The sequence below is a fragment of the Streptomyces sp. HUAS ZL42 genome (assembly GCF_040782645.1).
Taxonomy (GTDB): Bacteria; Actinomycetota; Actinomycetes; order Streptomycetales; family Streptomycetaceae; genus Streptomyces.
Genome location: NZ_CP160403.1, coordinates 6,539,864 through 6,566,861, shown reverse-complemented (window position 1 = coordinate 6,566,861; position 26,998 = coordinate 6,539,864). Strand labels below are relative to the sequence as shown.

Genomic DNA, 26,998 nt, shown 5'->3' with positions numbered 1-26,998 from the left:
GGATCAGTCCACGTTCACCACCTTCCACAGCTGGCTGTCGGCGTTCGTGTCCGTCGTCTGGACGAGTTGAGTGCCTCCCGAGGACACGTCGAGCACCTTGTCGCTGTTCACGTTCTTGATCTTGTAGTAGCCGGTTCCGGTGGCGACCAGTGTCCAGTGCTGGTTCGCGGCGTTGGTGTCGGACGACTGGATGATGGACGCGCCGTCCGCGGTGGAAGCACCGCTGACGTCCATGAGCAGGGCACTGTTCCGGCTGACGACCTTGTAACTGCCGTCACCCACAGGGACGAAGCGCCAGTTCTGGTTCCCGGCTCCGGTGTCGGTCCACTGGATGATGTTGGCTCCGGCGGTCAGCGATCCGCCTGACACATCGACCGCCTTGTTGCTGCTCTTGTTGACCATCTTGTAGTTGGCGTTCGTCGCGGGGAACTGGATGGAGGCGAACGCGTCCACCGCGCAGACGGTGCTGGAGGAGGCGGTGTTCTTCGTCCCGGTGCACACCACCCTGATCGTGTGCGGGCCCGCGGCCAGGTTTGTCTTCTCGAACAGCGGCACCTGCTTCGTCACCGTCGGGGCGTAGGCGTCGATGCCCGCCTGGGTCAGGGTGCCGTCGATGTAGACGTCCACCTTGCCCATGTTCGGCTGCGTCATGCTGAGGTACCGCACGCCCGAGCCGGTGAACGAGAACTCGGCGTAGTTGCCCGCGGTGCTCGTGACCTTCTCGGACCCGTTCATGTCCCTCGTGTCGTTCCAGTTCGACCAGGTCCCGGAGTAGGTCACGCCCGCGGCCTTGTCGTCGACGTGGTTCCAGCGCTGCCGCACGAGGGCGTTCGACGCGGCGGACGCGTTCCCCTGGGCGTCCACGACGTAGAGCCGGTAGTCACCCACCGCCTGCGGGACTCTGATGCTCGTCGAGGTGCCGCTCGCGCTGGTCATGGTGGGACCGGCGGCGAACGTCGTCGTACCGGAGGGAGCCAGCCAGAGCGTCTTGGTCGCGTCTGCGGGGCTGCGCACCGGAATGGTCATCACGCCCGTGCCGGCGAACGTGCTCGCGGGCAGGGTGTAGTCCTGGAGAGCCACTCTGCTCTGGGGGACGAGGTTCTTGTAGGCGTCCTCCAGACCCGCGTTCAGGGCGATGCTGTACGCCTGCGACGGCCACACGTTGTCCCCGTACCCCCGCACGTCCTGGATCGTGCTGTTCGGGACGTTCCTGCCGGCGATCTTGTTGACGGTGCCGTAGTTGTTGGTGATGCTCAGGTCGTGCTGCCGGCCCCAGGTGCCGGAGTTGACGGTGTACGCCAGGCCCGGGTCGACGTCGAACACGTTGTCGTGGTAGTTGATGAAGGCGGAGCCTTCATCGGGGTGCAGGCCGTACTTGTGGCCGGCAGGGACGCCCTTGATGTAGTTGCCGCTGATCTCCGTTCCCGGCTGGCTGCCCAGCGTGTAGATGGGAGCGGAGTCGCCGAGCACCTGCATCGTGTCGAGGAGCTGGTTGTACCTGATGGTGTTGTTCTTCGCCGTGGTGGTCGGGTTCCCGGGATTGATGGAGTTCGTCGAACCGTCGAAGTTCCACCATCCCCAGCCGAGCGTGATGCCCGCCCACGGGGACTTCTCGATCCGGTTGTGCTCCACGGACAGGGAGTCCACGAAGTACGCCGACACGGGGCTGGAGGCCTCGAACAACGCCCCGCTTTCGTAGAGGTAGTTGTTCGTGATCGAGATGTTCTTGCAGACTCCCTCGACGTTCACCGGGTACTTCTCGTTGTTGGTCGAGGTGTAGTCCCCGATGTACACGTGCTGGGGGTGCCCCACGGTGATCGCGGAGCCGGCTATGTCATTCGTGACGTTGCCGGTCAGCTGCGAGTCGGTCACGTCGTTGGCCAGGGTGATTCCGTCGGCGCCCGTGTGCTGCACCGTGTTGCGCCGCAGGGTGATGCCGTCGGCGTTCTCGATCTGGATGATGCCCGGCGGCAGGTCGACGTTGCGGTAGGTGTAGGCGTGGAAGTTCTTCCTCGCGTACACGGTCGAGACGGTGTTGCCCTGCTGACTCTGCCGGAAGACGGAGCCAGCGACATTGACCAGGTTCCAGTCGGAGTGCTCGACCGTGAGCCCGGAGAACGTGATGTTCCGCGCGTGGTCGGTCCTCGACGTGCCGGCGATCTTGAGGAGAGTGGACACGCTGTTCGGCGCGAAGACCTTCGCCGTGGTCATGTCCTCGGAGCTGGACTTGTAGTAGTACAGCGTGTGGGTGGTCTTGTTGAAGTAGAACTCGCCCGGCTTGTCCAAGAACTCGTACGCGTTCATGAACGTATGACTGCCACCGACTTTGAACGGGCCGTACGGCGCTGCCTGGGCGATGGCCGCACCCGGCTGCTGGAACAGGGCCACGCGGTTGGCGCCGTCCGAGCTCGTGGTGATCTGACGGACGCCCACGATGGCCGTGGTCCAGGTCGTGGCCGACACGATCTCGACGTCGTCCTGGTTGGACGCGATGGCCGGCAGGTCGGAGAGGCTGTACTTGGCCCCGTCGCACTGCGAACCCGACTCCCAGGCCCAGGGAGCCTGGCCGGCCGTGACGGTGTAGGTCCCGTAGCATCCGGCCGTGTTGATCGTCTTCGAGGCCATCTGGGCGCGCTTGCCGTTGACGTAGAGGGCGCGGAGCTTGTTGTCGCGGTTGAGGGTGGCCTTCCAGATGTTCCCGCTGTGCTGGGTCCAGCCGGACAGCTGAACGCCCCCGTCCAGGACCGGCTTCTCGCCCGGGTAGGCGGCGTACACGATCTGGTGCCCGTTGGTGCCGGAGTCGGCCGAGGTGAAGTTGATCGTGCTGCTCACCGGGTAGGTGCCGCCGCGGAGAAGGACGTTGATGTCCCCGGTCATGTTGTTGTTCACCGTGCGCACGACGTCCCGGGCGTGCTGCAGGGTCTTGAACGGTGCCGTAATCGTCCCGGCGTTGGTGTCGCTGCCGTTGGGGGCGACGTAGTACGTCGCCTGGGTGGCGGCCGAGGCCGGGGTCGGCGTCGTGAGGGAGGTCAGCAGCACCGCGGGGAGAGCCGTCGCAAGCACTGCTGACAGCTTGCGGATGGTGGAGGTGACGGGCTTCATCGTCTCCCCCTCCTGCTGGTGCGGACGGTCGGGAAAGTGTTCATGTGGCGGCTCCGGGGGTGTTGTCAGTGCGGTTGACGTGGATCTTCAGCGTCCGGCCTCGAGCGTCCCGAGGGCTCAGGAGCGTCGGTGAGCGGCACAACCTCGCGGATCGGGGGTGACTTCGCAGCGACAGAAGCGGTGCGAGCTTCCCTCGTCAGGGACGCGGCGTGGGAGCCTGCCCGGCACGGGCAGTCCTCGGAAGAACTGAGTGACCGGTGGCGGGATCCGCCAACGGTCACTCAGATCCGCTTCGTCAGCTCACGGAGAACTGGCTGAACTTCGCGGTGCCGGGCGCTCCGCCGTGAGCACTGAAGAACATGCCCGCGTCCAAGGCGCTGTTCGCACCGGTCAGCGTCGCCGTACCCACCGTGGTCCAGGTGGTCCCGTTGGCCGAGAAGGAGCCGGTGACCGAGTCGCCGTTCCTGACCAGGCGGAGCCAGACCGGGGCGATGGCGGCAGTGCCGGTCTTGGTGGTGTTGGAGTCGAGGTAGCCGTCACTGTCGGAGTCCGACGACAACGTGATGCCCTTGCCCGGCGTGGCGACGAGGACGACGTATCCGGTGGAGGAGCCGGTGCCGGTGATGTCGTTGCGCAGCATCAGGCCGGCCTTGCCCCAGGCATTGGTGTTGTCCTGGCTGTCGACATGGACGGTGACGGTCGACGACGTTCCCGCCACGCCCGACTGGTAGGCCGCGGAGTAGTCGTCGTCGTGCAGCGCGCTCGTGGCCCATACGTCGATGCCCGCGTTGGTCAGGGAGGTCACTCCCTGGCTCTGGCCCACCGCGGCCGGGATGGAGCCGTAGGCCTTGAAGGGCGAGGTGACGATCCGCAGGTTGCTGAAGGCCGCGCTGCCGACGGTGGTGCTGTGGGCGCTGTGGATGACACCGGCGTCCTGAGTGGCGGCCATGGACGGCAGGGTGACCGCCGAGCCGATCTGCGTGAAGCTGGATCCGTCGGTGGAATAGAAGGCGGACACCTGGGTGGCCGTGCGGGTGAGCCGCACCCACACCGGCGCCTTGACCGTCGAGGACGTACACGACAACTGGTCCAGGTAGCCGTCCGCGGTGGAGTCCCACTGGAAGCACACGCCGTGGCTCGGGGTCGCCGCGGCGACCACGTATCCCGGGGAAGAGCCGTTGCCGGTGAGGCTGTTGCGCAGGACGACGCCCGCCTTGGCCCAGCCGTTGGTGTTGTCGATGTTGTCGACCCGCGCGATCACCGAGGTGCCGGCGACAGCGGAGTTCGCCAGGTAGGCGGTGCCGTAGGCGTCGTCGTGCTGTCCGCCGGCACCCCAGATGTCGGCTCCCGCGTCGGTGACGGTGAAGCTACCGCCGCTCTGGCCGGTCAAGGCGGGAGTGGAGGAATAGCTGCTGTAGGGGGCCGTGACAGGGTCCGTGGTCAGGGGCCGGTACTGGGGCTGGATGCCCGCGTTGTCCATGACCGTGCGGGCGCCGGAGGGCCAGTTGCCGTCGGAGACCACCACCGTGCCGCTCACCACATCGCCGCGGCCACCGTCGAAGACGTTGGTCGAGGGCGTGGTCGACCAGTTGTCCTGGAGGGTGAGGGCACCGGTGTTGTTGGTGGAGCTGCCGTTCTGGTGGGCCCACCGGCCCACGTTGCGGAAGACGTTGTTGGTGTCCGTGAAGTTCCTGGATCCCTCGTCGTGGTAGAAGCCGTAGTAGTTGTTGTTGCTGTGGCAGTAGTTGCGTTCGAAGGTGCTGCCCGGCGACGCCGACAGGGTGTACAGACAACCGCCGTCGTTCATCTGCTGCATGATGTCGTGCAGGTAGTTGTCGGTGATGTGGTTGTTCGCGGCGGTGGTGGGGGTCGTATAGACGGGCTGGTAGTCGTACAGACCGCGGTTCACGTAGTCCTGGCTGCCGCCCGGGTCGTTGACGCCCCAGCCGTAACCGATGGTCAGCCCCGAGTAGGGCAGGTTGTACACCTCGTTGTGCGAGATGGTCGCGCCGTTGACGTAGGTGGCCAGGATGGCCGACATGTCCCGGTAGTCGATCGCCACGTCGTGGATGAGGTTGTTGCTCAGCGTGATGTTCTTGTTGGTCATCCGGCTGTCACTGGGGTGATGCGCGTCCGCCTGGAGCCCGCCGACGACGATGCCTCCGCCCGCGTCCTGGGTGAAGACGTTGCCGGTGGCGGTGACGGTGTCGGCACCGAGGCCGACCCCGGTGGCGTGGGCGTTGGCGTCCTGGCCGATGCCGAGGCCCACCTGCCCGAGTTGCGTGAACCGGTTGCCGGTGAAGGTGATGTGGTCGGCGGCCGACACCTGGACGGCGGCCGGCATCTGGTCCCAGTGAGGGCGGGTCGCCTCGAAGAGCGGGCAGCCGCCCTGGCAGGAGGTCAGCGCGTCGGAGGGACGGTCCCAGGTACCGGTGAGGTACGCGCCGGTCTGCTGGCTGGCGTAGCCGTGAGTGCTGGGGCCCAGCCAGCTGGTGCCCGAGAACTGCAGCCCTGAGAACGTGATGTGGGTGGCGGGAGAGGCATAGCTCCCCCCGACGTCGACGAGCGACTCCAGCTTCGGCACCTCGACGTCCGCGGTGCTCATGTTCTGCCCCGCGAGCGGCTTGTAGTACAGGGTGCCGGAGCTCGTGTCGAGGTACCACTCGCCGGCCGCGTCGAGGAGTTCGTAGGCGTTCTCGATGTAGAGCGCTGCCGACCGGAAGGGCTTGGTCAGGGTGTCGTAGCCAAAGGTGTTGTCGTCCCAGGCCGGCTGCTCCATGGTGATGGTGCCGTTGCTGATGCCGGACACCGGGGCGTAGCGGTCGGTGAAGGATCCGATGCCGTGGATCTCGGTGCGGCTCGGAGTGGCCAGGTTGTTGAGGTAGTTCAGCGCGGTGTTGGTGAAGGTGTAGCCGCTGGTGGTCGCGGTCAGGTCGGCGCGGCTGATCGAGGAGCGGGCCCTGGTCGCCAGGACGCCGTCGACGTACAGCTGCCGGGTGTCGAACCCGGTCCCGACGCCGGCCTGCCAGATGTTCTTCGCCGAGTCGTGCAGCGTCCAGCCCGTGGCCCGCTGCGCGCCGGTGATGACCGGACGGGCGCCCAGCGCGGCCTTCCAGACCACCGAGTAACCGCCGGTGCCGGAGTCCGCCGCGGTGAAGGTGAGGGGGGCCGTCAGCCGGTACGTGCCGTCGGCGACCTCCACGACGATGTCCCCCGTCATGGAGTTGTTCATGGCCCGGACGTTGGTCTTGGCCTGGGTGAGGGAGCACGGCTGGCTGGTCGAGCAGGCCGTACCGGTGCCGTTGGGGGACACATGGAGCGTCGCGGAAGTGGCGGCGGACGCGGGCACGGCCTGCGCGACGACGGCCCCGGCAGAGGCGGTGAGGAGCGCGAGTGCGGCCAGACATGGTCTGAGCCGGTCACGCAGCGCGGCGCGGGAGCGGGTTGGGCGCATCTGAGACCTTCCGAAGGTGCGAGAGGGCACGCGCGGGGCGTCCTCCCACTCAGGGGGATACGGCCCTGCGGCGATTGCGGAGGTGATACGGCGACGTAACGTTAGTCGTCATACGTATGCTGTCAATACAGGGCGCAGAAATAGACTGCACCACGAAAGAAACCCGCCCCCGGCTGACAGCTCGGGGGCGGGTTCCGGCGCACGCAAGGGCCGGGATGCGCTCAACCGGTGAGACCGGGGTGCGGGATACGGCGGCGGCTCCAGGCCGCTTCGATATGGGCCGTCATGGCCTGCGCTGCGCCCTGGGGATCGCGGGCCAGAAGCCGCTCGGCGATCCGGCGGTGCTCGGCGTTCGCCAGCTCGCAGGCGTGGCCGTCAGGAGTGCCGGTGTACAGGAACGTACTGCGGGCCTGGGTGTGGACGGTCCGGATGATGGAACGACCCAGCCTGTTCCGGGACGCCTGCATGATCCGGTCATGGAAGAGCACATCGGTCTCGACGAACCGGGCGGGAGTGGCGATCTCCTCGTCGAGGCGGCCGAGCAGCCTCTCGACCTCCCGGAGATCGTCATCGGTGGCGAGCTCGGCGGCCTGGGCCGCCATCTGCGCCTCAAGAGCCGAACGCACGCCGACAAGCTGGTCCAGCACGACGAGTTCGTCGTCGTGCTGGACGGTGGCCGCCAGCACGACAGGATCCAGGAGATTCCACTCCTCGGACTGTGTGACCGTGGTGCCGGAACCCTGCCGGGCCCGAACCAGCCCCTTGGCCTCCAGCGACTTGACCGCCTCACGGATCGTGATGCGGCTGACGCCGAACGTCTCGCACAGTTCGGGTTCGACCGGCAAGGTGGAGCCGGGAGGGATGGCACCCGAGACGATGCTGTCGGTGAGGGACTCCACCACGGCATGGGCCAGCCGCGCCGGGCGCCTGGGCCAGGGTTTCAGGGCCGACGGATCCTCGACGCCGCTTCGACCGCTCTTCGCCATAGGGCCCCCTCACCGGTGTGGACGATCGCTGATTCTACGCTCCGCACACCTTGACAGCATTCGTATGACGACTTACGTTACACGAAAATTTCGCAGCAGTAGCTGCCACTGCAAGGGGTAACGACCGTGCGCATTGCCGATGTGGAGAGCTATCCGGTCCGGATTCCGGGCGCCAGTCCGCCGTTCGTCTGGCGTGACGGGTTGCTGGGCAGCCCGCCGGACGGCGAGGCCGCGGTGCTGCGGATCTGCACCGACGAAGGGGCCGAGGGCGTCGCGATGGCCCCCCGCCGGGGCAGCGCCGTCATCCTGGCGGACCTGCTGGACCGCTTCCTGCGCAAGGAGCTCGTGGGCCAGGACCCGCTGCAGCGGGAATGGCTGTGGCATCGCATGTGGGAGCTGGACCGCACCGAGGAGCTGCCCCTCTACCTGCTCGGCCTCGTCGACACCGCGCTGTGGGACCTGGCCGGCAGGCTCGCGGACCGGCCCACCTGGCAGATGCTGGGCGGTTTCCGCACCTCGATCCCCGCCTACGCCTCGACCGTCACCTACTCCTCGGTGGAGGCGTACCTGGACATCGCCGACCAGGCCCTGGAGCTCGGATACCCTGCCATCAAGCTGCACGCCTGGGGCGACGCACGCCGCGACGCCAGGCTGTCGGTGGCCCTGCGGGAACACGTGGGGGACGCGATCCCCCTGATGTTCGACGGGTCCGCCGGATTCGACCTCCCCGACGCGATCTACCTCGGACACGCCTTGTCCGACGCGGATTACCTCTGGTACGAGGAGCCGATCCGGGAGTTCAGCATCACCGCGTACAAGCGCCTCTCCGACGCGGTGGCGGTACCCCTGCTGGTGGCCGAGACCTCCGACGGGGCCCACATGAACTCGGCCGACTTCATCCAGGCCGGCGCCGCCACCTTCGGCGTCCGCGCCTCCACCCAACTGCGCGGCGGCTTCACCGGCGCCATGCGCACCGCCCACCTCGCCGACGCCTACCGGCTGCGCGCCGAGGTGCACGGGCCGGAGATCCCCAACCGACACCTGTGCATGGCCATCTCGAACACCACCTACTACGAGTCCCTGGTCATGGGCAATCCCATCAGCCGCGAGAGCGGCATCGACGCCCAAGGACTCGTCCACGCCCCCACCGGGCCCGGCGTGGCTCTGCCCGCCGGCCTGGACTACCCCCCCGTCCTTCAGCGGTTTGTCGACAAGGAGACCTTGACGCCGCCGAAGGCCTGATCCGCCCAGTCCACCCCACTCTCACGATCGCCCCGTACCCGACCCTCCACGCCTTCGGTACCTGATCCCTCCACACCTCCCCTCACCCTCTCCGGTGCTTGCGCCGACATCCCGCGGATCCCCGCAGAACGCAGACATGAGGTCAGTCATGAACAACGACGTTCCCGTCACCTCCCGCCGCCAGGTCAGACGCGTTGCCGGTGCGGCCCTGGGCGCCGTCTCCCTTCTCGCGCTCGCCGCCTGCGGCAGCGCGGATCCCGCAGCCGCCGGGACGTCCTCCTCCCCCGCGACCTTCAAGCCTGTGAAGCAGGAGGAAGGAAGCCAGATCACGGTCTGGGCGGACGCCGCCCGAGTCCCCGGCGTGCAGGCCTATCAGAAGGCACACCCGGACGTGAAGATCAAGATCGTCACGTACAGCGGAGACGCCAACGGCGCCAATGACCTGCAAACCAAGGTCCAGCTGTTCGACCGGACCGGAAGCGGCTGGCCCGACGTCGCCTTCAGCGCCAACGTCAACGACGGCACCTGGGCCTCCCAGGGCAAGACCCCCTATGCGGCGCCCGTCGACAAGGGCCTGATCCCCGAGTCCACGCTGAAGGGCTTCGCGCACGGCTCGCTGGGCCCCTGCACCTTCAACGGCACCACCTACTGCCTGCGCAACGACCTGGCGCAGAACGTGCTCTGGTACAACAAGGCGCTCATGAAGAAGTTCGGCTACTCCGTGCCGACCACCTGGGAGGAGTACGAGGCACTCGGCAAGAAGGTCGCCGAGGAGCACCCCGGTTACCTGGTCGGAACCGCCGGGGACGCATGGAGTCCCGAGGTGTACTTCTGGGCGAGCCAGTGCCCTGCCGGCACAGTGACCGACGCCAAGAAGGTCAAGGTCGACCTGCAGGACGCCAAGTGCACCCGGATGGCCAAGCTGCTCGACAGCCTGATCGCCAAGGGCTCGGTGTCCAAGGACACCGTCTTCAGCGCCGGCTTCGTCAAGAACCAGGCGAGCAAGGTCCTCATGCTCCCCGGCCCTTCCTGGTACGGCCAGGTGCTCTTCAACTCCACCTTCAAGATCCCCAAGGGGCAGATCGCCGCCGCCTCGCCGCTGAAGTTCGAGGGCGACGCCAAGAACTACACCGGCAACGTCGGCGGCGGGCTGTGGTTCGTCTCCTCCCACAGCAAGAACCTCAAGGCGTCCGCCGACCTGGTCACCTGGATGACGACCTCCAACGAGTACCAGGCCACCGCGGGCACGTACCCCGCGTACAAGGAGGCAGCCGTCGCCTGGCTCGCCGGCCAGAAGAAGACCGGCTACTTCGCCCAGGACGTCGGCCCGGTCTTCCAGGAGGCGGCGGAACTCATCTGGCCCGGCTGGTCCGCCACCCAGTACAGCCAGGAAGCGATCTACTCCTCCACCGTGGTCCCGGCCCTGAACTCGGGCAAGACCCTCACCGACACCCTGGGCACCTGGCAGACGGCCATCACCGACAAGGCCAAATCCCTCGGATACACCGTCAACTAGCGAAGCGGACCGATGACCACCCACCTCGCAACGGAGCGGAGCGGCCGCCGCGGCGGCCGCTCGGCCCGCAACCCGGTCGGACGCGCCGGTTACGTCTTCGTCTCCGGCTACGTCCTCCTCCTGCTCGCCTTCGGCGTCCTGCCCACCGGTTACGCGGTGTGGCTGGCAGTGTCCAACTCCCGCAACCAGCTCGTCGGGATCGGCAACTTCACCCGGACGTTCACCGACTACCGCTTCGGGCCGGCCTTCCTCCACATCGGCCTGTACCTGGTGATCTGGCTGGCCAGCCTGATGATCCTGGTGGTGCTGCTCTCCCTGATGCTGCACGGCCGCATGCGCAGGGCCTCCACCACCCTGAGGTTCCTCTTCTACCTGCCGGGTGCCCTCGCCGGGGTGGCGAGCGTACTGCTCTTCCTGATCCTCCTCGACCCGGCCGCCAGTCCCGTCGGCTGGCTGCTCAAGGGCTTCGGCTGGAACACCCTCGCCCAGGTCAACGCCCCCGGCCACCTGCCGGTTCTCTTCACCGTCATCGCCTTCTGGACCGGGGCCGGCGGCTGGATCGTGGTCATGTACGGCGCGCTCAACAGCATCCCGGACGAAATCCTGGAGGCCGCCCGCATCGACGGCGCCAGCACGCTCCAGATCGCCCTGCGCATCCAGATCCCCATGATCACCAAGTGGATCGCGTACATGCTGATCCTGGCCTTCGCGGCCGGCACCCAGCTCTTCGTCGAGCCGCAACTGGTCTCCCTCGCCAGCTGGGGCATGATCCCCGACAGCTGGTCACCGAACCAGCTGTCCTACCAGTACGCCTTCCAGGCGGGCGACTTCAACGGCGCGGCGGCGCTCTCCGTCGACCTCCTCATCCTTGGCCTGGCCTGTGCGGCGCTCGTCGTCTTCCGTACCGGCCTGTTCGACAGGGACGAACGATGACCACGGCTCCCACGACCACAGCCCGCCGAACCCCGCCGCCCCGTACCGCCGGCGCCCGCACCAGCCCGAGGAAGCCCATGCACCGGACGCGCCGCCCACGCTCACTGGCCGCCCGGCTGGCCTGGCTCATCGTCATGGCCCTGGCTGTGCTGTTCTTCTGTGTGCCGGTGGTGTGGCTCCTGCTGGCCACGACCAAGACCGACGGCCAGATCGTGCGGGACAACCCGTTCTCCTTCGGCTCCCCCACCGCGATCGCCGACGCCTGGCACCATCTCCACGCCTTCCAGGAAGGCGCCATCCTCACCTGGCTGAAGAACTCGGCGCTCTACACGTTCGGCGCACTGGCCATCACGCTGGTGACATCGATCCCCGCCGGGTACGCGCTGGCTCTCACTCAGTTCATCGGGCGCCGGATGCTGTTGACCATCACCATGCTCGTGATGCTCATGCCGACGGCCGCGATGGTGCTTCCCCTGTACCTGGGGATGAACGCCGTGCACCTGGACGGCACGATCTGGTCGGTGATCCTGCCCTTCTCCTTCTTCCCGTTCGGGGTCTACCTGACCTACATCTACTTCTCCTCCAACGTCCCCGCCGACCTGCTGTCCGCCGCGCGGATCGACGGCTGCTCGGAGTGGCAGGTCTTCCGTCTCGTCGCGATGCCGCTGGCCAAGCCGGTGATCGCCCTGGTCGGGTTCTTCAACTTCGTCGGCAACTGGAACAACTTCTTCCTGCCGTTCGTGATGCTCCCCGACAGCTCGCAGTATCCGGCGCAGGTGGGGCTGAACAACCTGCTCGCCGCCTCGCCGCTGTTCAACACCTCCAGCGGCACCGGCAACCAGATCATGCGGCCCGAACTGGCCCTGGCCACCCTGGTCACCATCGTCCCCGTGCTGATCGTCTTCCTCTTCTCCCAGCGCGCCCTCGTGGCCGGCATGCTCGCCGGCGCGACCAAGGAGTGAGGCACAGATGAAACGGATTGCCCAGACGATCCGCCTGCGGCCCGAACACCGTGAGCTGTATCTGCGGCTGCACTCCGCGGTCTGGCCGGGCGTCGAGGCCGCGCTGCGGGCCGCGAACATCCGCAACTACAGCATCTTCCTGCGCGAGGACACGCTGTTCGCCTACTTCGAGTACCACGGCGACGACTTCGAGGCCGACATGGCCGCGATCGGCACCGACGCGACCACCCAGGCCTGGTGGAAGCTCACCGACCCCTGCCAGGAGGCCTGGGCCGACACCGGCACCGGGGGCAGCTGGTCCGACCTGACCGAGATCTGGCATCTGCACCCATCGCAAGGAGACGCCCGGTGAAACTTCTACGAGTCGGCGCGCCCGGCGAGGAGCGTCCCGCCGTCCGCACCGAGGACGGCCGGCTGCTCGGCCTGTCCCCCGTGACCTCCGACATCGACGGCGCCTTCCTCGCCTCGGACGGTGTCGACCGGGCCCGGGCGGAGGTCGTGGCGGGGAGTCTGCCCGAGCTGGACCCGGACGGTCTGCGGATCGGTGCCCCTCTCGCCCACCCTGGCAAGATCGTCTGCGTCGGCCTGAACTACCGCGACCACGCCGCCGAGACGGTCAACCCCGGCACCGCCGACACACCCTGGGTGACCCGGCTCCTGGACGCCGCCGACGACCCGGAGGCGGAACGCGCAGCCCTCGACGCACGCCAGCCCCTGGGCCGCCTGGTCACCGCGGACGAGGTGGCAGCGGCCGTGGTCTACCTGGCGAGCCCCGCCGCGGCCTCCGTCACCGGCATCGCCCTCGCCGTCGACGGTGGCGTGCAGGGGTTCCGGCTGCGCCCGGCGGCCGGCTCATGAGAACGACCACGCTGGGCGGAACCGGTGTCAGGGTCACCGAGCTGTCGTTCGGGGCCGCCGGCATCGGCAACCTCTTCCGCCCGGTCTCCGACGAGGCCGCGTCCGCCGCGGTGGAGGCGGCCTGGGACGCGGGCGTACGCACCTTCGACACCGCCCCGCACTACGGGCTCGGGCTGTCCGAGCGACGCCTGGGTGCCGCGCTGCGCGACCGCGACCGCGATACATATACCGTCTCCACCAAGGTCGGACGGCTGCTCGAACCCAACCCCGAAGGCAGCCACGGCAACGATCTCGCCCAGGGCTTCGCCGTGCCCGAAACCCACCGCCGGGTCTGGGACTTCAGCTCCGACGGAGTGCTGCGCTCCCTGGAATCGAGCCTGGACCGCCTCGGCCTGGACCGGGTGGACATCGCCCTGCTCCACGACCCCGACGACCACGCCGAGCAGGCCCTCACCGAGGCCTACCCGGCGTTGGAACGGCTGCGCGCCGAAGGCGTCGTCAAGGTGATCGGCCTCGGCGTCAACCAGTGCGCGCTCCCCGCCCGCTTCCTGCGCGAGACCGACATCGACGTCGTGCTGCTCGCCGGCCGCTACACCCTCCTGGAGCAGGAGGGACTGGCGGAGGTACTGCCGGAGGCCGCCGCCCGCGGCAGGAGTGTCATCGTGGGCGGGGTGTTCAACTCGGGTCTGCTCACCGACCCCAAACCCGGGGCCATGTACGACTACGCGCCCACCCCGCCACATGTACTGGACCGGGCGCTGCGCATGAAAGCGGTCGCCGACCGCCACGGCGTACCGCTGCGCGCAGCCGCTCTGCGCTTCCCGCTCGGCCATCCGGCGGTCGCGAGCGTGCTGTCCGGTGCGCGTTCCGCCCAGGAGGTCCGGGACACGGTGGACCAGATGCGGCGAACGGTACCGGCCGCGCTCTGGGACGAACTACGTGCCGAGGAGCTGCTGCCCCCGCACGCCCCCGTCCCCGCCGCCGCACCGGAGTCGTGAGGGTGACCGCCATGGAGACGAGCACCGCTGAGGGCGTCATCGACGCACACCACCACGTGTGGGACCTCTCCGTCCGCGACCAGGACTGGATCACCGGACAGGAACTCGCCCTGCTGCGCCGCGACTTCCTGCTCGCCGATCTGGAGTCCGAGGCCCGGGCCGCCGGCGTCACGGCGACCGTCCTGGTCCAGACGATCGACGGGCCGGAGGAGACACCCGAGTTCCTGGCGTTGGCCCAGGGCAGCGACCTGGTGGCCGGCGTCGTGGGCTGGACCGACCTGACCTCCCCTGATGTCACCCGCGCGCTCGCGGCGCTGCGGGAGGGGCCGGGAGGTGAGTACCTGGTGGGCATCCGCCACCAGGTACAAGGCGAATCCGATCCTCGCTGGCTGATGCGGCCCGACGTGCTGCGTGGGCTCGCCGCGGTGGCCGAGGCGGGGCTCGTGTACGACCTGGTCGTCAGGCCCCACCAGCTCGCGGCCGCGTATGAGACCGTGAGGCCGCCTGCTTCCCGGCCTCACGTTCGTACTCGATCACGCGGGCAAGCCTCCCATCGCCTCGGGCGAGCTGCGGCCGTGGGCGGGCGCGGTGCGCCTGCTGGCCGCACTGCCCAACACCGTCTGCAAGCTCTCCGGCATGGTGACCGAGGCCGACTGGGACCGGTGGAGCGTCGAGGACCTCCGGCCGTACGCGGACACGGTGCTGGACGCCTTCGGCCCGCGGCGGCTGATGTTCGGCTCCGACTGGCCCGTCTGTCGACTGGCCGCCACCTACGCCGAAGTAGTCGCAACAGCAAGGGAGTTGACGGCCGCACTCCACCTCACCGAACGCCGTGAGGTCTTCACCGGAACCGCTCTGCGGACCTACGGCCTGACCGTCATCGGCTCCCCGGCCGCTCAGGAAGCACCATGCGCAGAGCTCTGTTCATCACCTGTTTCAACGACATGATGTTTCCCCGCACCGGCCGCGCGGTGACCGAACTGCTGGACCGGCTCGGCCACACCGTGGAGTTCCCGCAGGGCCAGACCTCCTGCGGCCAGATGCACTTCAACACCGGCCACCGCCCCGGGACTCTGCCCATGGTGCGCCGTTTCGCGAAGGTCTTCGCGGGTTACGACGCCGTGGTCACCCCTTCCGGCTCGTGCGCGGGCATGGTGCGCGACCACCACCGCGTAGTGGCCGCCCAGTTGGGGGACCCCGCGCTCACCGAGGCGGTCGAGCGGGTGGTGCCGACGGTGTACGAGCTGTCGGAACTCCTCGTCGACGTGCTCGACGTCACCGACGTCGGCGCCCACTTCCCGCACCGGGTCACCTACCACCCGACCTGCCACTCCCTGCGCATGCTGCGGGTCGGCGACCGGCCGTACAAGCCTACCGACGATGAGTTGATCATCGTCCAGGCTCGATACCACTACTGACTCGGTGGGAAGAACCGTCACCAGCCCCGAAGAACGCAGGGCGACGCCGCCGACGGAGAGCACCCAGCTGGTCGTCCCGTTCGTAGCGGTGGGCCGAGCCGGCAGCGGAGTGGCATGCATCCGACGGCGGCCGGATACAGCCGGAGCGGGTTGCCGACACCAGCGATGAGGCCGCGCCCGACGGCTCGGCAGGCACTCTCCTGGGGTGCTCAGCGAGGAAGGCGAACCTCGAGGGAGTACAGGCGAGTGATCTGCGACTCCCGCTCGTTGTCGTCGCTGACCAGCAGGACACGCAGACGTCCGTGGGCTGTGCGGCCGACCACGGTGAGGCCTTCGATGTTGTCCAGCAGCGGGTTGGGCTGGGGCTGCTCGGCCGTGGCGCCGAGGGGCGGACAGTCGACGAGATCGGCCAGCAGTGCCTTGCGAGCCAGGCGGACCGCACCGTCTGTGGCGATCCTCTCGGTTGCGCTCACGTCCTCGGCCCGGCTCAGGTCGGCCAGATACAGCCGGACGGTGTTGCCGACACCTGCGGTGAAGCCGCGTTCCAGAACAAGGAGCCGACCGTTCCCGGCGGCCGCCAACTCCACCACCCCGAGGCCCGCATCAGCCTCGTAGCCGTACTGGGCGCCGGTCGCGAACGGTTCGCCCAGGCCCGCACGGTGCCATGTCTGGAAGCGGACCACGCCGGCTTCGTCTCCGGAGAGGGCGCCCTCCATGGAGGCGATCAGGGTTCTCCCGCCAGGCTGGAGTGCCAGCCCTTCGAAGGTCTGATTGCGCACGGCGCGGCCTGTCGGTGCCACGGCAAGGGGGAACGGCACGGGCAGTGCCTCGAAGGCCGTGCCGTCGCGGTCGTAGCGGGTCACGGAAGGTTCGGTCTCCGAGCTGACGAGCCGGGTGCCGTCCTGGTCGATGGCCAGGCCCTCGGAGTCCGGCGCCCCACCGTTCAGGTCGGTGAGGGCCGTCACTGCCACCGCATCGGCGGTCAGTGAGTCGGCGTGTTCTCGCACGTCGAGCGAGAACACGTACGACTCGTCGGACACCGCGGTGATCCGGCCGCCCCGGTCGACGCCGAGGGCGGACAGGTTGCCGACGTAGACGCCGTCCAGGGTCTTCTTGTCGAGGTCGTCGGAGAAGGCCCGGATGCTGACCAGGTCGGAACAGTCATGCGTCGGCGAGGACGGGAGACGAGGGGACGCAGGCTGCTGGGACGCCTGGGCGACAGCGAGACACCCAGTCATGCTCATGACCAGTGCAGCGGCGATCGACACAAGTGGGCGCATGCGCATACTCCTCTGACACAAAGACTGAGGGACGTCCGCCCCGGAGGCTCCGTTTCCGCTGGGCGTCCTCGACCAACATCCACGACGGCACGTCGCCCAGGTCGCCACGGCCAGGCCACGCCAGGCGGAAGCTCCCTGCCCAGACACGACGAACGGCCGAGCACCACCCGGGCTCAACAAAACGTCAACCTACCGCCTGGGCGGCCGAATGTCTCCCTCTTTGGGTCCATTGAAAGGATCGAGAGATCCGCAGAGCGGTCCATCTCTCCGCCCCAAACCCTTGCCTGCGCCCGAAGCACCGCGTAATTTCACTGCGGTCCGGAACATGTGATCCACAGAGCGGATCGCTGTGGACCTCAACGGAACCCAGGCCCTTGCCCCCACGGGGTCTTTCCACCACCTGTCGCCACGGAGGTTGGCATGAGTCGCAGATCCAGATCCGGCCCCGGCGCGGGGGCAGCCATCGCCAGTTTCGTCGGGGCCGTAGCCGACTGGTACGACTTCTTCCTCTACGGGATCGTCGCCGGCCTCCTGTTCGACGACTTGTTCTTCCCCGACGCCGACCCCTCCGTCGCCACCCTCGCCGCCTGGTCCACCTTCGGTGTCGGCTTTCTCTTCCGCCCCCTCGGCGGCATCGTCTTCGGTCACTTCGGAGACCGAGTGGGCCGCAAGCGGATGCTGATCCTGACCATGCTCGTCATGGGCCTCTCCTCCACTCTGATCGGCGTCCTGCCCACGTACGACGACATCGGGGTCTGGGCTCCGGTCCTCCTCGTCGTCCTGCGCGCCGCACAGGGCTTCGCGGTGGGCGGCGAGTGGGGCGGTGCCGCGCTCATGGCGGTGGAGAACGCACCCCGCAAATGGCGCTCCCTCTACAGCAGCGGCGTACAGATCGGCGCCTCGGTCGGACTGCTGCTGGCCACCGCGGCCGTCCGGTTCACGTCCACCCACCTTCCCGAACAGGACTTCCGCGCGTGGGGATGGCGGGTTCCCTTCCTCGCCAGCGCCGCCATCGTCGTCGTCGGCCTCGTCGTGCGGGCAGCCGTCCCCGAATCGCGTGCCTTCACCGAGCGCACCGCCGCCCGCTCCCCGCGCCTGCGGCTGCCGCTGGTCGCCGCGGTCAAGGCTCACCCCTCCGGCTTCCTGGCCATCGTCGGCCTGCGCTTCGTCGAACTGCTCAGCTTCTACTGCGTGACCACCTTCGCCCTCAGCTACGGCACCGAGGAATTCGGTCTGAGCCGCGACGCGCTGCTCGACATCAATCTGGTGCTCGGCTCGCTGGCCCTTGTCACCATCCCCGCCTTCGCCTACCTCGCGGACCGCTACAACCCCCGCTCCGTCTACCTCTGGGGTGCGGGTCTCGGCATCGTCGGCGCCCTGCCCTTCTTCACGGCTCTGCAGTCCGGCTCGACGATCCTGGTCCTGGTCACCGCGATCCTGCTCGTCAACGGCGCCCACGACCTGGCCGTCGCGGTCCAGCAACCCCTGTTCACCGACATGTTCGGCAGCGACTTCCGGTACAGCGGCGCAGGCGTCGGCTATCAGCTCGCCAGCGTCATCGGTGGAGGCTTCACCCCCCTCATCGCCGGCACCCTCGTGCTGTGGGCGCAGGGCAGCTGGGTCCCTGTCGCCCTGTATCTCCTGATCGGATGCGGCATATCCTTCACGGTCGCCCTCAACCTGCACACCGGGCACCCCAGCCGACCGAACACTCCCGAGTCCGCCCCACCGCCAGTTCGTCCGGTGGTCAGATGAGGGAGGAGGTCCTCCCACCGGGGGTCCGTCCCCGGTGTCCGGGGACGGACCTGGTTGATCATCGAGATCCCTACCGGCAGCGCAGGCAGCACTCACCATCGGCGCTCGCTCATACGTCGCTCCTGCCTTCCTCCCCGACCCGCCGCCTTCAACTGCGCTGAGCGGCAAGACGGATGTAGGCGTTGGCGGCGCCGTAGCCGTCGTAGCCTCCGCTGCGCTGGACGACTTCGAAGAAGACCCGTCCGACAGTCGCGGTGTAGAAGTGGTGGAACTCGCCGCCGTGTTCGTCGCGGTCGTACAGGATGCCGAACTCCCGGTAGGCGGCCAGCTCTGCCGGGTCCAGGTCGTAGCGGGCGTCGAGATCGTCGTGATAGTTGGCGGGGATCGCCAGCGGTTCGGCACCCGCGGCCCGGAACCGGCGGGCGGCGGCCAGGATGTCGTCGGTGACGAACGCGATGTGCTGCGTCGGGTGCTCGTCGCCGTCGGAGGCAGGCGCCAGGTTCAGTACGAGGCGCAGACGGCCGTCGTCGTTGGAGAGCGCCCGGCTGCGCAGCAGCCCGTAGGGGTCGGCCACCTCCACGCTCTCGTGCGGTTGCAGCCCGAGCACGCTGCGGTGAAAGAGGACCGCCTGGTCGAACTGGGCGCCGGTGTGGGTGAGCGCCACGTGGTCGACGCCGAGAAGTGCGCCGGTTGCGCCGGTCCTGGCCTCGCAAGCCCCGGTCGCACGGTCGTCGGTGGCGCACAGGAACAGCTTCCCGCCGTCCGGGGCGCTGATGGCGTGCGATGAGACATCCCGCTCCCCGCGCCCGGCCGGAACGGGTACCAGCAGGGACGCGGCGCGGTCGACGAGCGCGTCGGGGTCGGGGCTGCGCAGCCCGATGCCGGTCAGCGAAGTGCCGTCGCGTCGGGTGGCGGAGCCGCTGTCGACCAGGACTCGGGCGTCGTTCGACTCCCACAGCTCCGCCCGGTTTCCCGCTGCCTGATTCCTGGTGCGTCGGAATCCGAGGGCACTCAGAGTCGCGGTCACGGGTTGTGGGTCCGGACTGGCGATTTCGGCGAAGGCGATGCCGGAGGGCTGCGTGACCGTGGCTGATGGCGCGCAGATGCCCGCGCGCTTCTCCAACGCGATGAGGGAGCGCAGGGCGTCGGTGGCGGTGGGGCCCGCCTCGGACTGGCGGAAGACGTCGTTGAAGACCTCGAGGGACAGCGGGCCCCGGTAGCCGGCGTTGACCACGTGACGGACCAGGCCGGCCACATCGAGCCCACCCTGACCGGGGAAGCAGCGGTGGTGGCGGCTCCACTGCAGTACGTCCATGGCCAGGACAGGAGCATCGGCCAGCTGGAGAAAGAAGATCTTCCCCGCGGGGATCCGCTGGATGCCGGTGGGGTCCGAGCCGCGGGAGAGGATGTGAAAACTGTCCAGGCAGACGCCGAGGGCCGGGTGGTCCGCCTTCTGGACGATGCGCCAGGCGTGGTCATAGGTGCTGACATGCCGTCCCCAGGCGAGCGCCTCGTAGGCGACGCGGATGCCGTGTCCGTGGGCGCGTTCGGCCAGGAGGCGCAGCTGCTCGGCGGCGAGTGCGTCGTCGTCCACGGTGTGCCCGGAGATTGTTGGAGCACACCAGCAGCAGATCGGCACCGAGTCGGCGCATGACCTCGAACTTGCGCTCGGCGCGGCGCAGATTGCGGGCGAACTGTTCGCGGGAGACGGCCTCGATGTCGCGCATCGGTTGGTAGAGCTCGATGGCCAGTCCCAGGTCGGCCGCGCGCTCGCGGACCTGTTCGGGGCTCAGTCGGCTGGCGAGCAGGTCGTTCTCGAAGATCTCCACGCCGTGGAAGCCCGCGCGTGCGGCGGCGGTGAGCTTCTCGCTCAGCGAGCCGCTCAGGCAGACGGTGGCGATGGACTTACGCATCCGCGCCTCCGAACCCTCCGAGGCTGATCCAGGTCTTGCCGGCCCGTCGGCCTGCTCCGGCGAAGGCTTCCTGGGCCTGCTCCAGCGGGTACCGGCAGTCGACGGCACGTCCGGGCCGGGCACTGCCGAGTTCGGCCATGGCATCGGCGAAGTCGTGGGGATGGTCGTAGATCATGGAGCCCCTGATCACCAACTGGCGGCGTACCAGGTCGTCGGTGGTGAGGGGGAGGGGGTCGGCATTGAGGCCGACCAGCACCACGGTGGCGCCGGGCGCCGCCCGATCCAGGGCGGGGCGCAGCGCGGGTGCGTGGCCGGACGTCTCGAAGACGAAGCTGAATCCGGTACGTCCGTCGTCGGCGAGTGCGCCGAGACGCTGAGCACGGGCAGCGCGCTGCGGATGCGGCTCCACGACCACCGGCCATGCGCCGAGGCGGGCGAGGATGAGGCAGACCAGCAGGCCCTGCGCCCCGGCTCCGACGACGAGGCAGCGATCCCCCGCAGTGACCCCGCTGCGCCGTACGGCGGACCGGGCGACGGTGTACGGCTCGGCGCTGGCGAGGTCGGCGCCGGACAGGGCGTCGGGGACGGGGTGGGCGAACTGCCCGGGGAGCGCGATCCGTTCGGCGAGGACGCCGGGGGCGTTGAGGCCCACGATGGCGCGGTGAGGGCAGGCAGAGGTCAGGCCGCGGAGACAGTCGACACACTTCAGGCAGGCGTAGTTGGGCTCGACGACCACCGTCTGTCCGACCGTGCGGTCCCGCACCTCGGCCCCCGCGGCGACGATACGGCCGAAGCCCTCGTGCCCCATCACCCACGGCATTGCGGGGGGACGGCGCTTGCCGTGGAAGACGGCGAGGTCGGTGCCGCACAGTCCGACTCCGCCCACCGCCACGACCACGTCGTGCGGTCCGCAGGACGGCTCGGGCCAGTCCTCCACCGTCTCTATGCGACAGGTGCCCGTGAGAACTGCTGCTCTCATCATCTTCTCCCTGAATCTCCCACCGTGGTCCGGTTAATGGACCATACGATCCGAAGAGCGGTTTTACCAGAGGGTGGTGTCCGCAGTACCCACAAGAGGGGCCGGCCCGGGGTCGGCGGCACATGGCGCGGGCGGTCTGCGTCAGAGGCGCGAAACAGCGCCGCCGTACGCGCCCGGCAAGGGACGTACGGCGGCTGAGGAACTCCCGAGGCATGACGGGCTCCGCGGTGCGGAAAGAGGCGCGACCGTCGCCTGACGGGACGGTCCGTCAGGCGGCCGTCACCCGGGCGGAGCCGACGGCCCGTCGACGGGTCGTGCGTCGACGGGCCGTGCGAGGCGATCCGCCGGTCAGACGGTCTCCGTCAGGGACTCCTCCGGGGTCGCGACGGGAACCCGGTCCCGTCCGCCGCCCATCCGCAGGGCAACGACGAGGGAGATGAGGCAACCGAGAGTGAAGTAGCCGGCGACGAGGTACCAGCCGCCGTCCGCCCAGAGCACCAGGGAGCTGAGAACGAAGGGCGTGAAGCCGCCGCCGACGACACTGGCGAGCTGGTAGCCGACGCCGGCGCCGCTGTAGCGGTACTCCGGGCCGAACATCTCGGTGAACAGGGACTGCTGCACGGCGACGGCCATGTCGTGGGCGCCGTTCACCAGGAGCACCCCGCACACGATGATCAGCACCATGGAGCCGGACTCCATGGCCCAGAAGAAGGGGACGGACCCTGCGATGCCCAGCGCGGCACCCCACACATAGACCGAGCGGCGGTTGTAGCGGTCGGCGAGGTAGGCGAACGCCGGAATCGTGACGATCGCCAGCGCGCCGACCGCGAGGTTGACGTCGAGGAGGCTGTCGCGGTCCAGGCCGAACTCGGCCGTGCCGTAGCTGAGGGCGAAGTTGGTCACGCCGTAGAAGGTGAACAGCTCCACCAGGCGCAGACCGATGATGGCGAAGAAACCCTTGGGGTTCGACTTGACGGCGGCGACGAGGGGCAGGCGCGGCCTGCCGCCCTGTTCGCGTGCGGCGACCTCCTTGGTGAAGACCTCGGACTCCTCCACCTTCGCCCGCACGATGAGACCGATGATCACGATGACCGCGCTGACCAGGAAGGGAACGCGCCAGCCCCAGGAGCGGAAGGCCGCGTCGGACAGCGAGCCGGAAGTGATCTTCGTGAACAAGGTGGCGAGCAACAGGCCGACCGAGGCACCCACCTGGACGCCGCTGCTGTACAGCGAGCGCCATTTCGCGGGCGCGCTCTCCACGGCCATCAGCGCGGCACCGCCCCACTCGCCGCCGACCGCGAAGCCCTGGGCCGCCCGCAGCACCACCAGCAGGAACGGAGCCCACAGGCCGGCCTGCGCATGGGTGGGCAGCACACCGATGAGCGTGCTCGCCAGTCCCATGATCAGCATGGTCAGGACGAGCATCTTCTTGCGGCCCAGCCGGTCCCCGAAGTGACCGAAGACGATGCCTCCCAGCGGACGGAACAGGAAGCCGACACCGAACGTGGCCCAGGCGGCCAGGGTGCCCACGGCCGGGCTGACGTCGGGGAAGAACAGTTCGTTGAAGAGGAGGCCGGCGACGATGCCGTAGAGGAAGAAGTCGTACCAGTCGACGACCGCCCCCATGAAGCCGGCCAGGGCCGCTCTCTTTGCCGCACCGGGATTCGTGGTCCCGGCGCCTGCTGCCGTGCTGGGGATGCTGCTCAACTCACACACTCCATTGGATGCTGCGGTTCACCGGCCGGCCGGAGGGCGCGGCTCGAGAAGAGACGGGTGGACACGAGGACAGGCGACTGCCGTACGTTCGGCTGTCGGGTCGAACGGCGCATGCTCCGGGGTGGGGAGCCTGCCGTCGACCGACACCGGAGCCCGCCTGGCGTGAAGGCGATGCCCGAGATCATCTGATCCGCTAGATGGATCGAATGGACCGATTGGCGGGAAGATACGGCCCTGATGGTCCGCAGGCAAGAGTTACCGCAGGATTTCGAACGCACTTCGGGTTCCTACGGTCCACACAACGGACTACCGTCGGGGACAAGGACGCGGCAGACATGCGGCACCAGGTACGCTCCTGTGGGCAACCGGCAGAGGAGGCTGAAGAGTGGCGAGCAGCGGCGCAGGGGCCGACTCGGAGAAGGAGCCGAACGGCACCGGGGTCCGCAGTGTGCGGCGCGCTCTGGACATTCTCGGTCTACTCAGCGAGGAACGGCCGCTCATCACGCTGCGTGGGATCACCGAAACCACCGGTCTGCCGAAGACCACGGTGCTGCGCCTGGTACAGACGCTGGAGGAGAGCGGCCTGCTGTGGTCGGACGGCGGCGGTTACATCGCCGGCCCCGGCCTGTGGCGCTGGGCCTACCTCGCTCGGGGCCAGTGGGAGATCCCCCGCGCCACCCGCAAGGTGATGCGCGACCTGGCGGACCGGCTGGGCGAGACGGTCAACATCTTTGTCCCCCGCGACCTCCACCGCGTCTGCGTGGCCCACGAGGAGAGCCCCCACCCGCTGCGCCACGTCGTCGACGTGGGCGAGGAGCAGCCGCTGTGGGCGGGCGCATCCTCGAAGATCCTGCTGCGCGACGCCCCCGACACCCTGCTGCGCCGACTCGCCCTCGCCTCCTCCCACGACGAGACGTACGCGGACCGGCTGCGCACCTCGGCGCAGGAAGCCGCGCGGCGGGGCTACGCCGTCAGCAACAGCGAGTGGGACGAGGGTCTCACCGCCGTCGCCGTCCCGATCACCAGCGCCTCCGGCGCCGTCATCGCCTCCCTGTCCGTCAGCGGCCCCAACCACCGCTTCCCCTACGACGCCATCGAACGCTTCGCCGCCGAACTGACGGACGCGGCACGCCTCATCTCCGACCAGGGCTTCACACGACCGCTCGGCGGCGGACGCCAGAGCAGGACGACCTGACCGGTCCGGACATCGGCGGATCCCGCCGGGACCGGAAGGCCGGGCAGGACGACAACGGGCACGGGACTGGAAGGCCGGGCAGGACGACAACCGGGCAAAGAGTCCTCACAGTCCGGGGCAAGCGGATGGAACGGCGCAGCCCGCACCATGTCCGTCCTGGCCAATGCATTACTGCAGGTCAGCGATCCAGCGCAGTTTCGAGCCCGTCCGCAGCAGATTGCCGATCCGATGCGCAGACGCTCCGCGCTCATCGACGCATGGACGTGCGCGCCCACCTACGCCGGTTCGGTGAACTGGTCGAACACCATCACCGCGGCCCGGGTGGCGAGGGACCAGCGGTCCCGTCCTTCCGGGTCCTCCAGGTTGGGATGTCCGGCGATCCAGCGCATGTGGAAGCCGTCGAGCAGGGCGGCGATGGTGGTGGCGAGGTGTTCGATCTTGTAGGGCGCGCGCATGCGCAGCCCGTAGGCGTCCAGCAGCGCCTGATACGCCTCGCAGGCGACCTCGGTGAACGACTCGCCGTAGTGTCCCAGGGCATCGCGGACGCGTGGGTTGGCGGCACTGGCGTAGAAGCCGAGCAGCACACGGTAGATCGGGTCCACGCGGTGGTTCTCGTGGTTGTCCGTCAGGACGTCGTTGAGTGCCTCCTGCCAGGTCGTGCCGGCGTCGACCGCCTCCTTGAAACGGCGGATGCTCTCCGGCAGCCCCGGGACCAGTTCGGCCTGTCGGCTGGTGAGGTGGAAGAGGAGATCTGCCTGGAAGTCGGCCTGGGCGGGCCAGATCTGGTAGATGGATCCGGTCGTGATCGCCGGTGCCGTGTCGTCGCCCAGCCTCTCCCGCATGATGCGGGTGGCTTCCTCGGTGACCCGCTTGACGCGGATGTGAGCAAGGGCTGCGGAGACAGCCTCCTCGCTCGTGTCGGAGGCGCCGGCGCAGACGAGCTTGGTGGCCGCTTCCAGCATGAGGGCCCGGGTCTCTTCGGGTGAGCGCCGAGGGAGTCTGCGTCTCACGGCGTGCTCCGTCATGTCCTTCCCTCCCATTGCATGATCGTTAATTCGGTGTGAACCGGGGCGTTGACAGGGCGCCAGCGTACACCTAGATTCCCGATCCGTAAGAAAGTTACGAAACTCGAAAGCGCCGATCGCCTGGCCTTTCGAAGCTCCTCGGGCTGGTCCGAGGCACCGGTCACCCCGGTGCGCCCTCCTGCCCTCCTCCGCCTTCCGCGCCCTCCCCGCATGCCGTGCCGGGCACCGCCCTGCCGTTTTCCGATCCTGGAGGATCCCGCATGCCCGCAATCTCACGCCCCCTCAGACTCGGCCTCGTCTCCGCCGCCATGGCGCCCCTGCTGGGCGTCGCCGCATGCAGCGGATCGGGCACCAACGCACCCTCGTCGTCCGGCGCCTTGGGAGGTGGCTCCTCCGCGACTTCGGACTCCCGCTCGGCGAGTGACGTCGTGACCGACTACCTCGGCTACGTCGGCGGAAAGGCGGGCAAGGCCGACGCCGGCCTCGACCCGGTCGCTCTGGGCTGGGTGAACGTCGAAGGCGGCCCCGGCGGCAACCCCGAAGCCACCCTCGGTGCCCGTGCCGCGGTGAAGTACGTCAACGACAGACTGGGCGGCATCGGTGGGCACCCGCTGAAGCTGAACGTCTGCACGGTGGTGTCCGCCGAGGAGGAGGGACAGAAGTGCGGCCAGCAACTGCTGGGCGACAAAGAAATCTCCGCCATCGGCGTCGGCAATCTCTACCTCGGTGACGCCTCCTTCAACTCCGTGATCGCGGGGAAGAAGCCCGTGCTGGTCGGAGTGGCGACGGGCCCGACCATGCCCACCGCGAAGAACACCTTCAGCACGTTCGGCGACCTGCCGCACATCTTCGGCACCTGGGGCACGTACGCCCGTGACGTGCTGAAGGCGAAGACCGCGGCGGTGATCCACACGAGCACGCCCGGCGACAAGATCGCCTCCGGGGCGGCGGTGAAGGGTCTGAAAGCCGCCGGTCTGAAGGTGAAGTCCGTCGGATTCGACGCGCAGTCGACCGATCTGATCGGCCCGGTCACCGCGGCCGGGGCGAACACCGCGGATGTCGTGGTCCCCATCTCCATCGGTGGCGGATGCGTCGGAATCGCCAAGGCACTGAAGCAGCTCAATGTCACCAAGCCGGTGGTCTCCACGCCGCTGTGCATGTCCCCCGATGTCGCCCAGGGGCTCGGAGGGGACCTGCCCACCTGGACGTACGGCGTCGCCCAGACGCTGCCGATGGACTCCTCGGCCGCCGACTCCAAGGCGTTCCTGAAGGCCTCGGCGCAGGCGGGGCTGGGCAACGGCGATCAGTCCAAGGTCTTCGCGCCGCTGGGCTGGAGCACGATCCTGACGTACGCGAAGGTGCTCAACGCCATCAGCCCGGACAAGATCACCCCCGCGTCGGTGACCGAACAGCTCAAGAAGTTCCCCGGGCCGGTCATCATGGGCGCCGCCGAGGTCGAGTGCGGCAAGTACCCGGACGCCCCCGCCGTCTGCAACGACCAGGCCAGGTTCTACCAGTACGAAGGCAAGGGCGAGTTCAAGCCCCTGACCGACTGGATCCGCCCGCCCCAGTGAGCCCCCGCCCGCCCCGCCGCCGCTGAGGTCGCAGCCCTCGCAGGACGCAGCCTCAGCAGCGCGGACTCGCGGATGTGCGGACTCATGACAGG

General features: G+C 68.5%; 17 protein-coding genes and 4 pseudogenes. 12 read left to right on the top strand and 9 right to left on the bottom strand.

Features of this window, described 5'->3' with window-relative positions; translation table 11 throughout:
* Positions 1 to 3: 3 nt before the first annotated feature.
* The 3 genes from ABZO29_RS29975 to ABZO29_RS29965 all read right to left on the bottom strand — a co-directional run bounded on the left by ABZO29_RS29975 (position 4) and on the right by ABZO29_RS29965 (position 7,542).
* Entirely contained in the window at positions 4 to 3,102 is a 3,099-nt protein-coding gene (locus ABZO29_RS29975; RefSeq protein WP_367323276.1) for an RICIN domain-containing protein, read from the bottom strand.
* A 295-nt stretch (positions 3,103 to 3,397) separates the two neighbouring features.
* Positions 3,398 to 6,556, bottom strand: coding sequence for a DUF1349 domain-containing protein (locus ABZO29_RS29970; protein ID WP_367323275.1), 3,159 nt, complete (start codon positions 6,554 to 6,556; stop codon positions 3,398 to 3,400).
* A 221-nt stretch (positions 6,557 to 6,777) separates the two neighbouring features.
* Positions 6,778 to 7,542 carry a FadR/GntR family transcriptional regulator gene (locus ABZO29_RS29965; RefSeq protein ID WP_367323274.1) on the bottom strand — a complete coding sequence of 255 codons (765 nt, stop codon included), beginning with the start codon at positions 7,540 to 7,542 and terminating at the stop codon, positions 6,778 to 6,780.
* A gap of 126 nt (positions 7,543 to 7,668) precedes the next feature.
* Between ABZO29_RS29965 and ABZO29_RS29960 the strand changes: the two genes are divergently transcribed.
* The 9 genes and pseudogenes from ABZO29_RS29960 to ABZO29_RS29920 form a co-directional block, all read left to right on the top strand.
* Complete coding sequence (locus ABZO29_RS29960) at positions 7,669 to 8,784, top strand: enolase C-terminal domain-like protein (protein WP_367323273.1); 1,116 nt, start codon at positions 7,669 to 7,671, stop codon at positions 8,782 to 8,784.
* Positions 8,785 to 8,932: 148 nt separating this feature from the next.
* A complete protein-coding gene (locus tag ABZO29_RS29955; RefSeq protein ID WP_367323272.1) occupies positions 8,933 to 10,300 on the top strand; it encodes an ABC transporter substrate-binding protein in 1,368 nt (455 codons plus the stop codon).
* Between the two features lie 12 nt (positions 10,301 to 10,312).
* Positions 10,313 to 11,233, top strand: a complete 921-nt coding sequence (locus tag ABZO29_RS29950) for a carbohydrate ABC transporter permease (RefSeq protein WP_367323271.1) — start codon at positions 10,313 to 10,315, stop codon at positions 11,231 to 11,233.
* Positions 11,234 to 11,310: 77 nt separating this feature from the next.
* On the top strand, positions 11,311 to 12,195 hold the full coding sequence (locus ABZO29_RS29945) for a carbohydrate ABC transporter permease (RefSeq protein ID WP_367326290.1): 885 nt from the start codon (positions 11,311 to 11,313) through the stop codon (positions 12,193 to 12,195).
* 7 nt (positions 12,196 to 12,202) lie between these two features.
* Positions 12,203 to 12,547: an L-rhamnose mutarotase gene (locus ABZO29_RS29940; protein WP_367323270.1), complete on the top strand. Its 345-nt coding sequence runs from the start codon at positions 12,203 to 12,205 to the stop codon at positions 12,545 to 12,547.
* Positions 12,548 to 12,810: 263 nt separating this feature from the next.
* Positions 12,811 to 13,053: pseudogene (locus ABZO29_RS29935) on the top strand (SDR family oxidoreductase); the annotation flags it as partial.
* Positions 13,050 to 14,051 carry an aldo/keto reductase gene (locus tag ABZO29_RS29930; RefSeq protein WP_367323269.1) on the top strand — a complete coding sequence of 334 codons (1,002 nt, stop codon included), beginning with the start codon at positions 13,050 to 13,052 and terminating at the stop codon, positions 14,049 to 14,051. The pseudogene ABZO29_RS29935 and the gene ABZO29_RS29930, both read left to right, overlap by 4 nt.
* A gap of 11 nt (positions 14,052 to 14,062) precedes the next feature.
* A pseudogene (locus tag ABZO29_RS29925) lies at positions 14,063 to 14,999 on the top strand (amidohydrolase).
* A pseudogene (locus tag ABZO29_RS29920) lies at positions 14,960 to 15,421 on the top strand (heterodisulfide reductase-related iron-sulfur binding cluster); the annotation flags it as partial. The pseudogenes ABZO29_RS29925 and ABZO29_RS29920, both read left to right, overlap by 40 nt.
* A 257-nt stretch (positions 15,422 to 15,678) precedes the next feature.
* Here the strand turns inward: ABZO29_RS29920 and ABZO29_RS29915 are convergent.
* Positions 15,679 to 16,755, bottom strand: a complete 1,077-nt coding sequence (locus tag ABZO29_RS29915; protein WP_367323268.1) for an esterase-like activity of phytase family protein — start codon at positions 16,753 to 16,755, stop codon at positions 15,679 to 15,681.
* 414 nt (positions 16,756 to 17,169) lie between these two features.
* On the opposite strand from ABZO29_RS29915, the gene shiA (ABZO29_RS29910) reads away from it, so the two are divergent.
* A complete protein-coding gene (gene shiA / locus ABZO29_RS29910) occupies positions 17,170 to 18,504 on the top strand; it encodes a shikimate transporter (protein WP_367323267.1) in 1,335 nt (444 codons plus the stop codon).
* 148 nt (positions 18,505 to 18,652) lie between these two features.
* Here shiA (ABZO29_RS29910) and ABZO29_RS29905 read toward each other — a convergent pair whose 3' ends face one another.
* The 4 genes and pseudogenes from ABZO29_RS29905 to shiA (ABZO29_RS29890) all read right to left on the bottom strand — a co-directional run bounded on the left by ABZO29_RS29905 (position 18,653) and on the right by shiA (ABZO29_RS29890) (position 23,103).
* Positions 18,653 to 19,168 carry a VOC family protein gene (locus ABZO29_RS29905; RefSeq protein ID WP_367326289.1) on the bottom strand — a complete coding sequence of 172 codons (516 nt, stop codon included), beginning with the start codon at positions 19,166 to 19,168 and terminating at the stop codon, positions 18,653 to 18,655.
* 534 nt (positions 19,169 to 19,702) lie between these two features.
* A pseudogene (locus ABZO29_RS29900) lies at positions 19,703 to 20,417 on the bottom strand (sugar phosphate isomerase/epimerase family protein); the annotation flags it as partial.
* Positions 20,410 to 21,396 carry a zinc-binding dehydrogenase gene (locus ABZO29_RS29895; protein WP_367323266.1) on the bottom strand — a complete coding sequence of 329 codons (987 nt, stop codon included), beginning with the start codon at positions 21,394 to 21,396 and terminating at the stop codon, positions 20,410 to 20,412. The pseudogene ABZO29_RS29900 and the gene ABZO29_RS29895, both read right to left, overlap by 8 nt.
* Before the next feature lie 348 nt (positions 21,397 to 21,744).
* Positions 21,745 to 23,103: a shikimate transporter gene (gene shiA / locus ABZO29_RS29890; RefSeq protein WP_367323265.1), complete on the bottom strand. Its 1,359-nt coding sequence runs from the start codon at positions 23,101 to 23,103 to the stop codon at positions 21,745 to 21,747.
* A gap of 394 nt (positions 23,104 to 23,497) precedes the next feature.
* On the opposite strand from shiA (ABZO29_RS29890), the gene ABZO29_RS29885 reads away from it, so the two are divergent.
* Positions 23,498 to 24,307, top strand: a complete 810-nt coding sequence (locus ABZO29_RS29885; protein ID WP_367323264.1) for an IclR family transcriptional regulator — start codon at positions 23,498 to 23,500, stop codon at positions 24,305 to 24,307.
* A 275-nt stretch (positions 24,308 to 24,582) separates the two neighbouring features.
* Here the strand turns inward: ABZO29_RS29885 and ABZO29_RS29880 are convergent, their stop codons facing one another.
* Positions 24,583 to 25,317, bottom strand: a complete 735-nt coding sequence (locus ABZO29_RS29880; RefSeq protein WP_367323263.1) for a hypothetical protein — start codon at positions 25,315 to 25,317, stop codon at positions 24,583 to 24,585.
* A gap of 275 nt (positions 25,318 to 25,592) precedes the next feature.
* Between ABZO29_RS29880 and ABZO29_RS29875 the strand changes: the two genes are divergently transcribed.
* The gene (locus ABZO29_RS29875; protein WP_367323262.1) at positions 25,593 to 26,906 is read left to right on the top strand and encodes an ABC transporter substrate-binding protein; all 1,314 of its coding nucleotides are present in this window, start codon (positions 25,593 to 25,595) and stop codon (positions 26,904 to 26,906) included.
* The last annotated feature ends 92 nt before the right edge of the window (positions 26,907 to 26,998 follow it).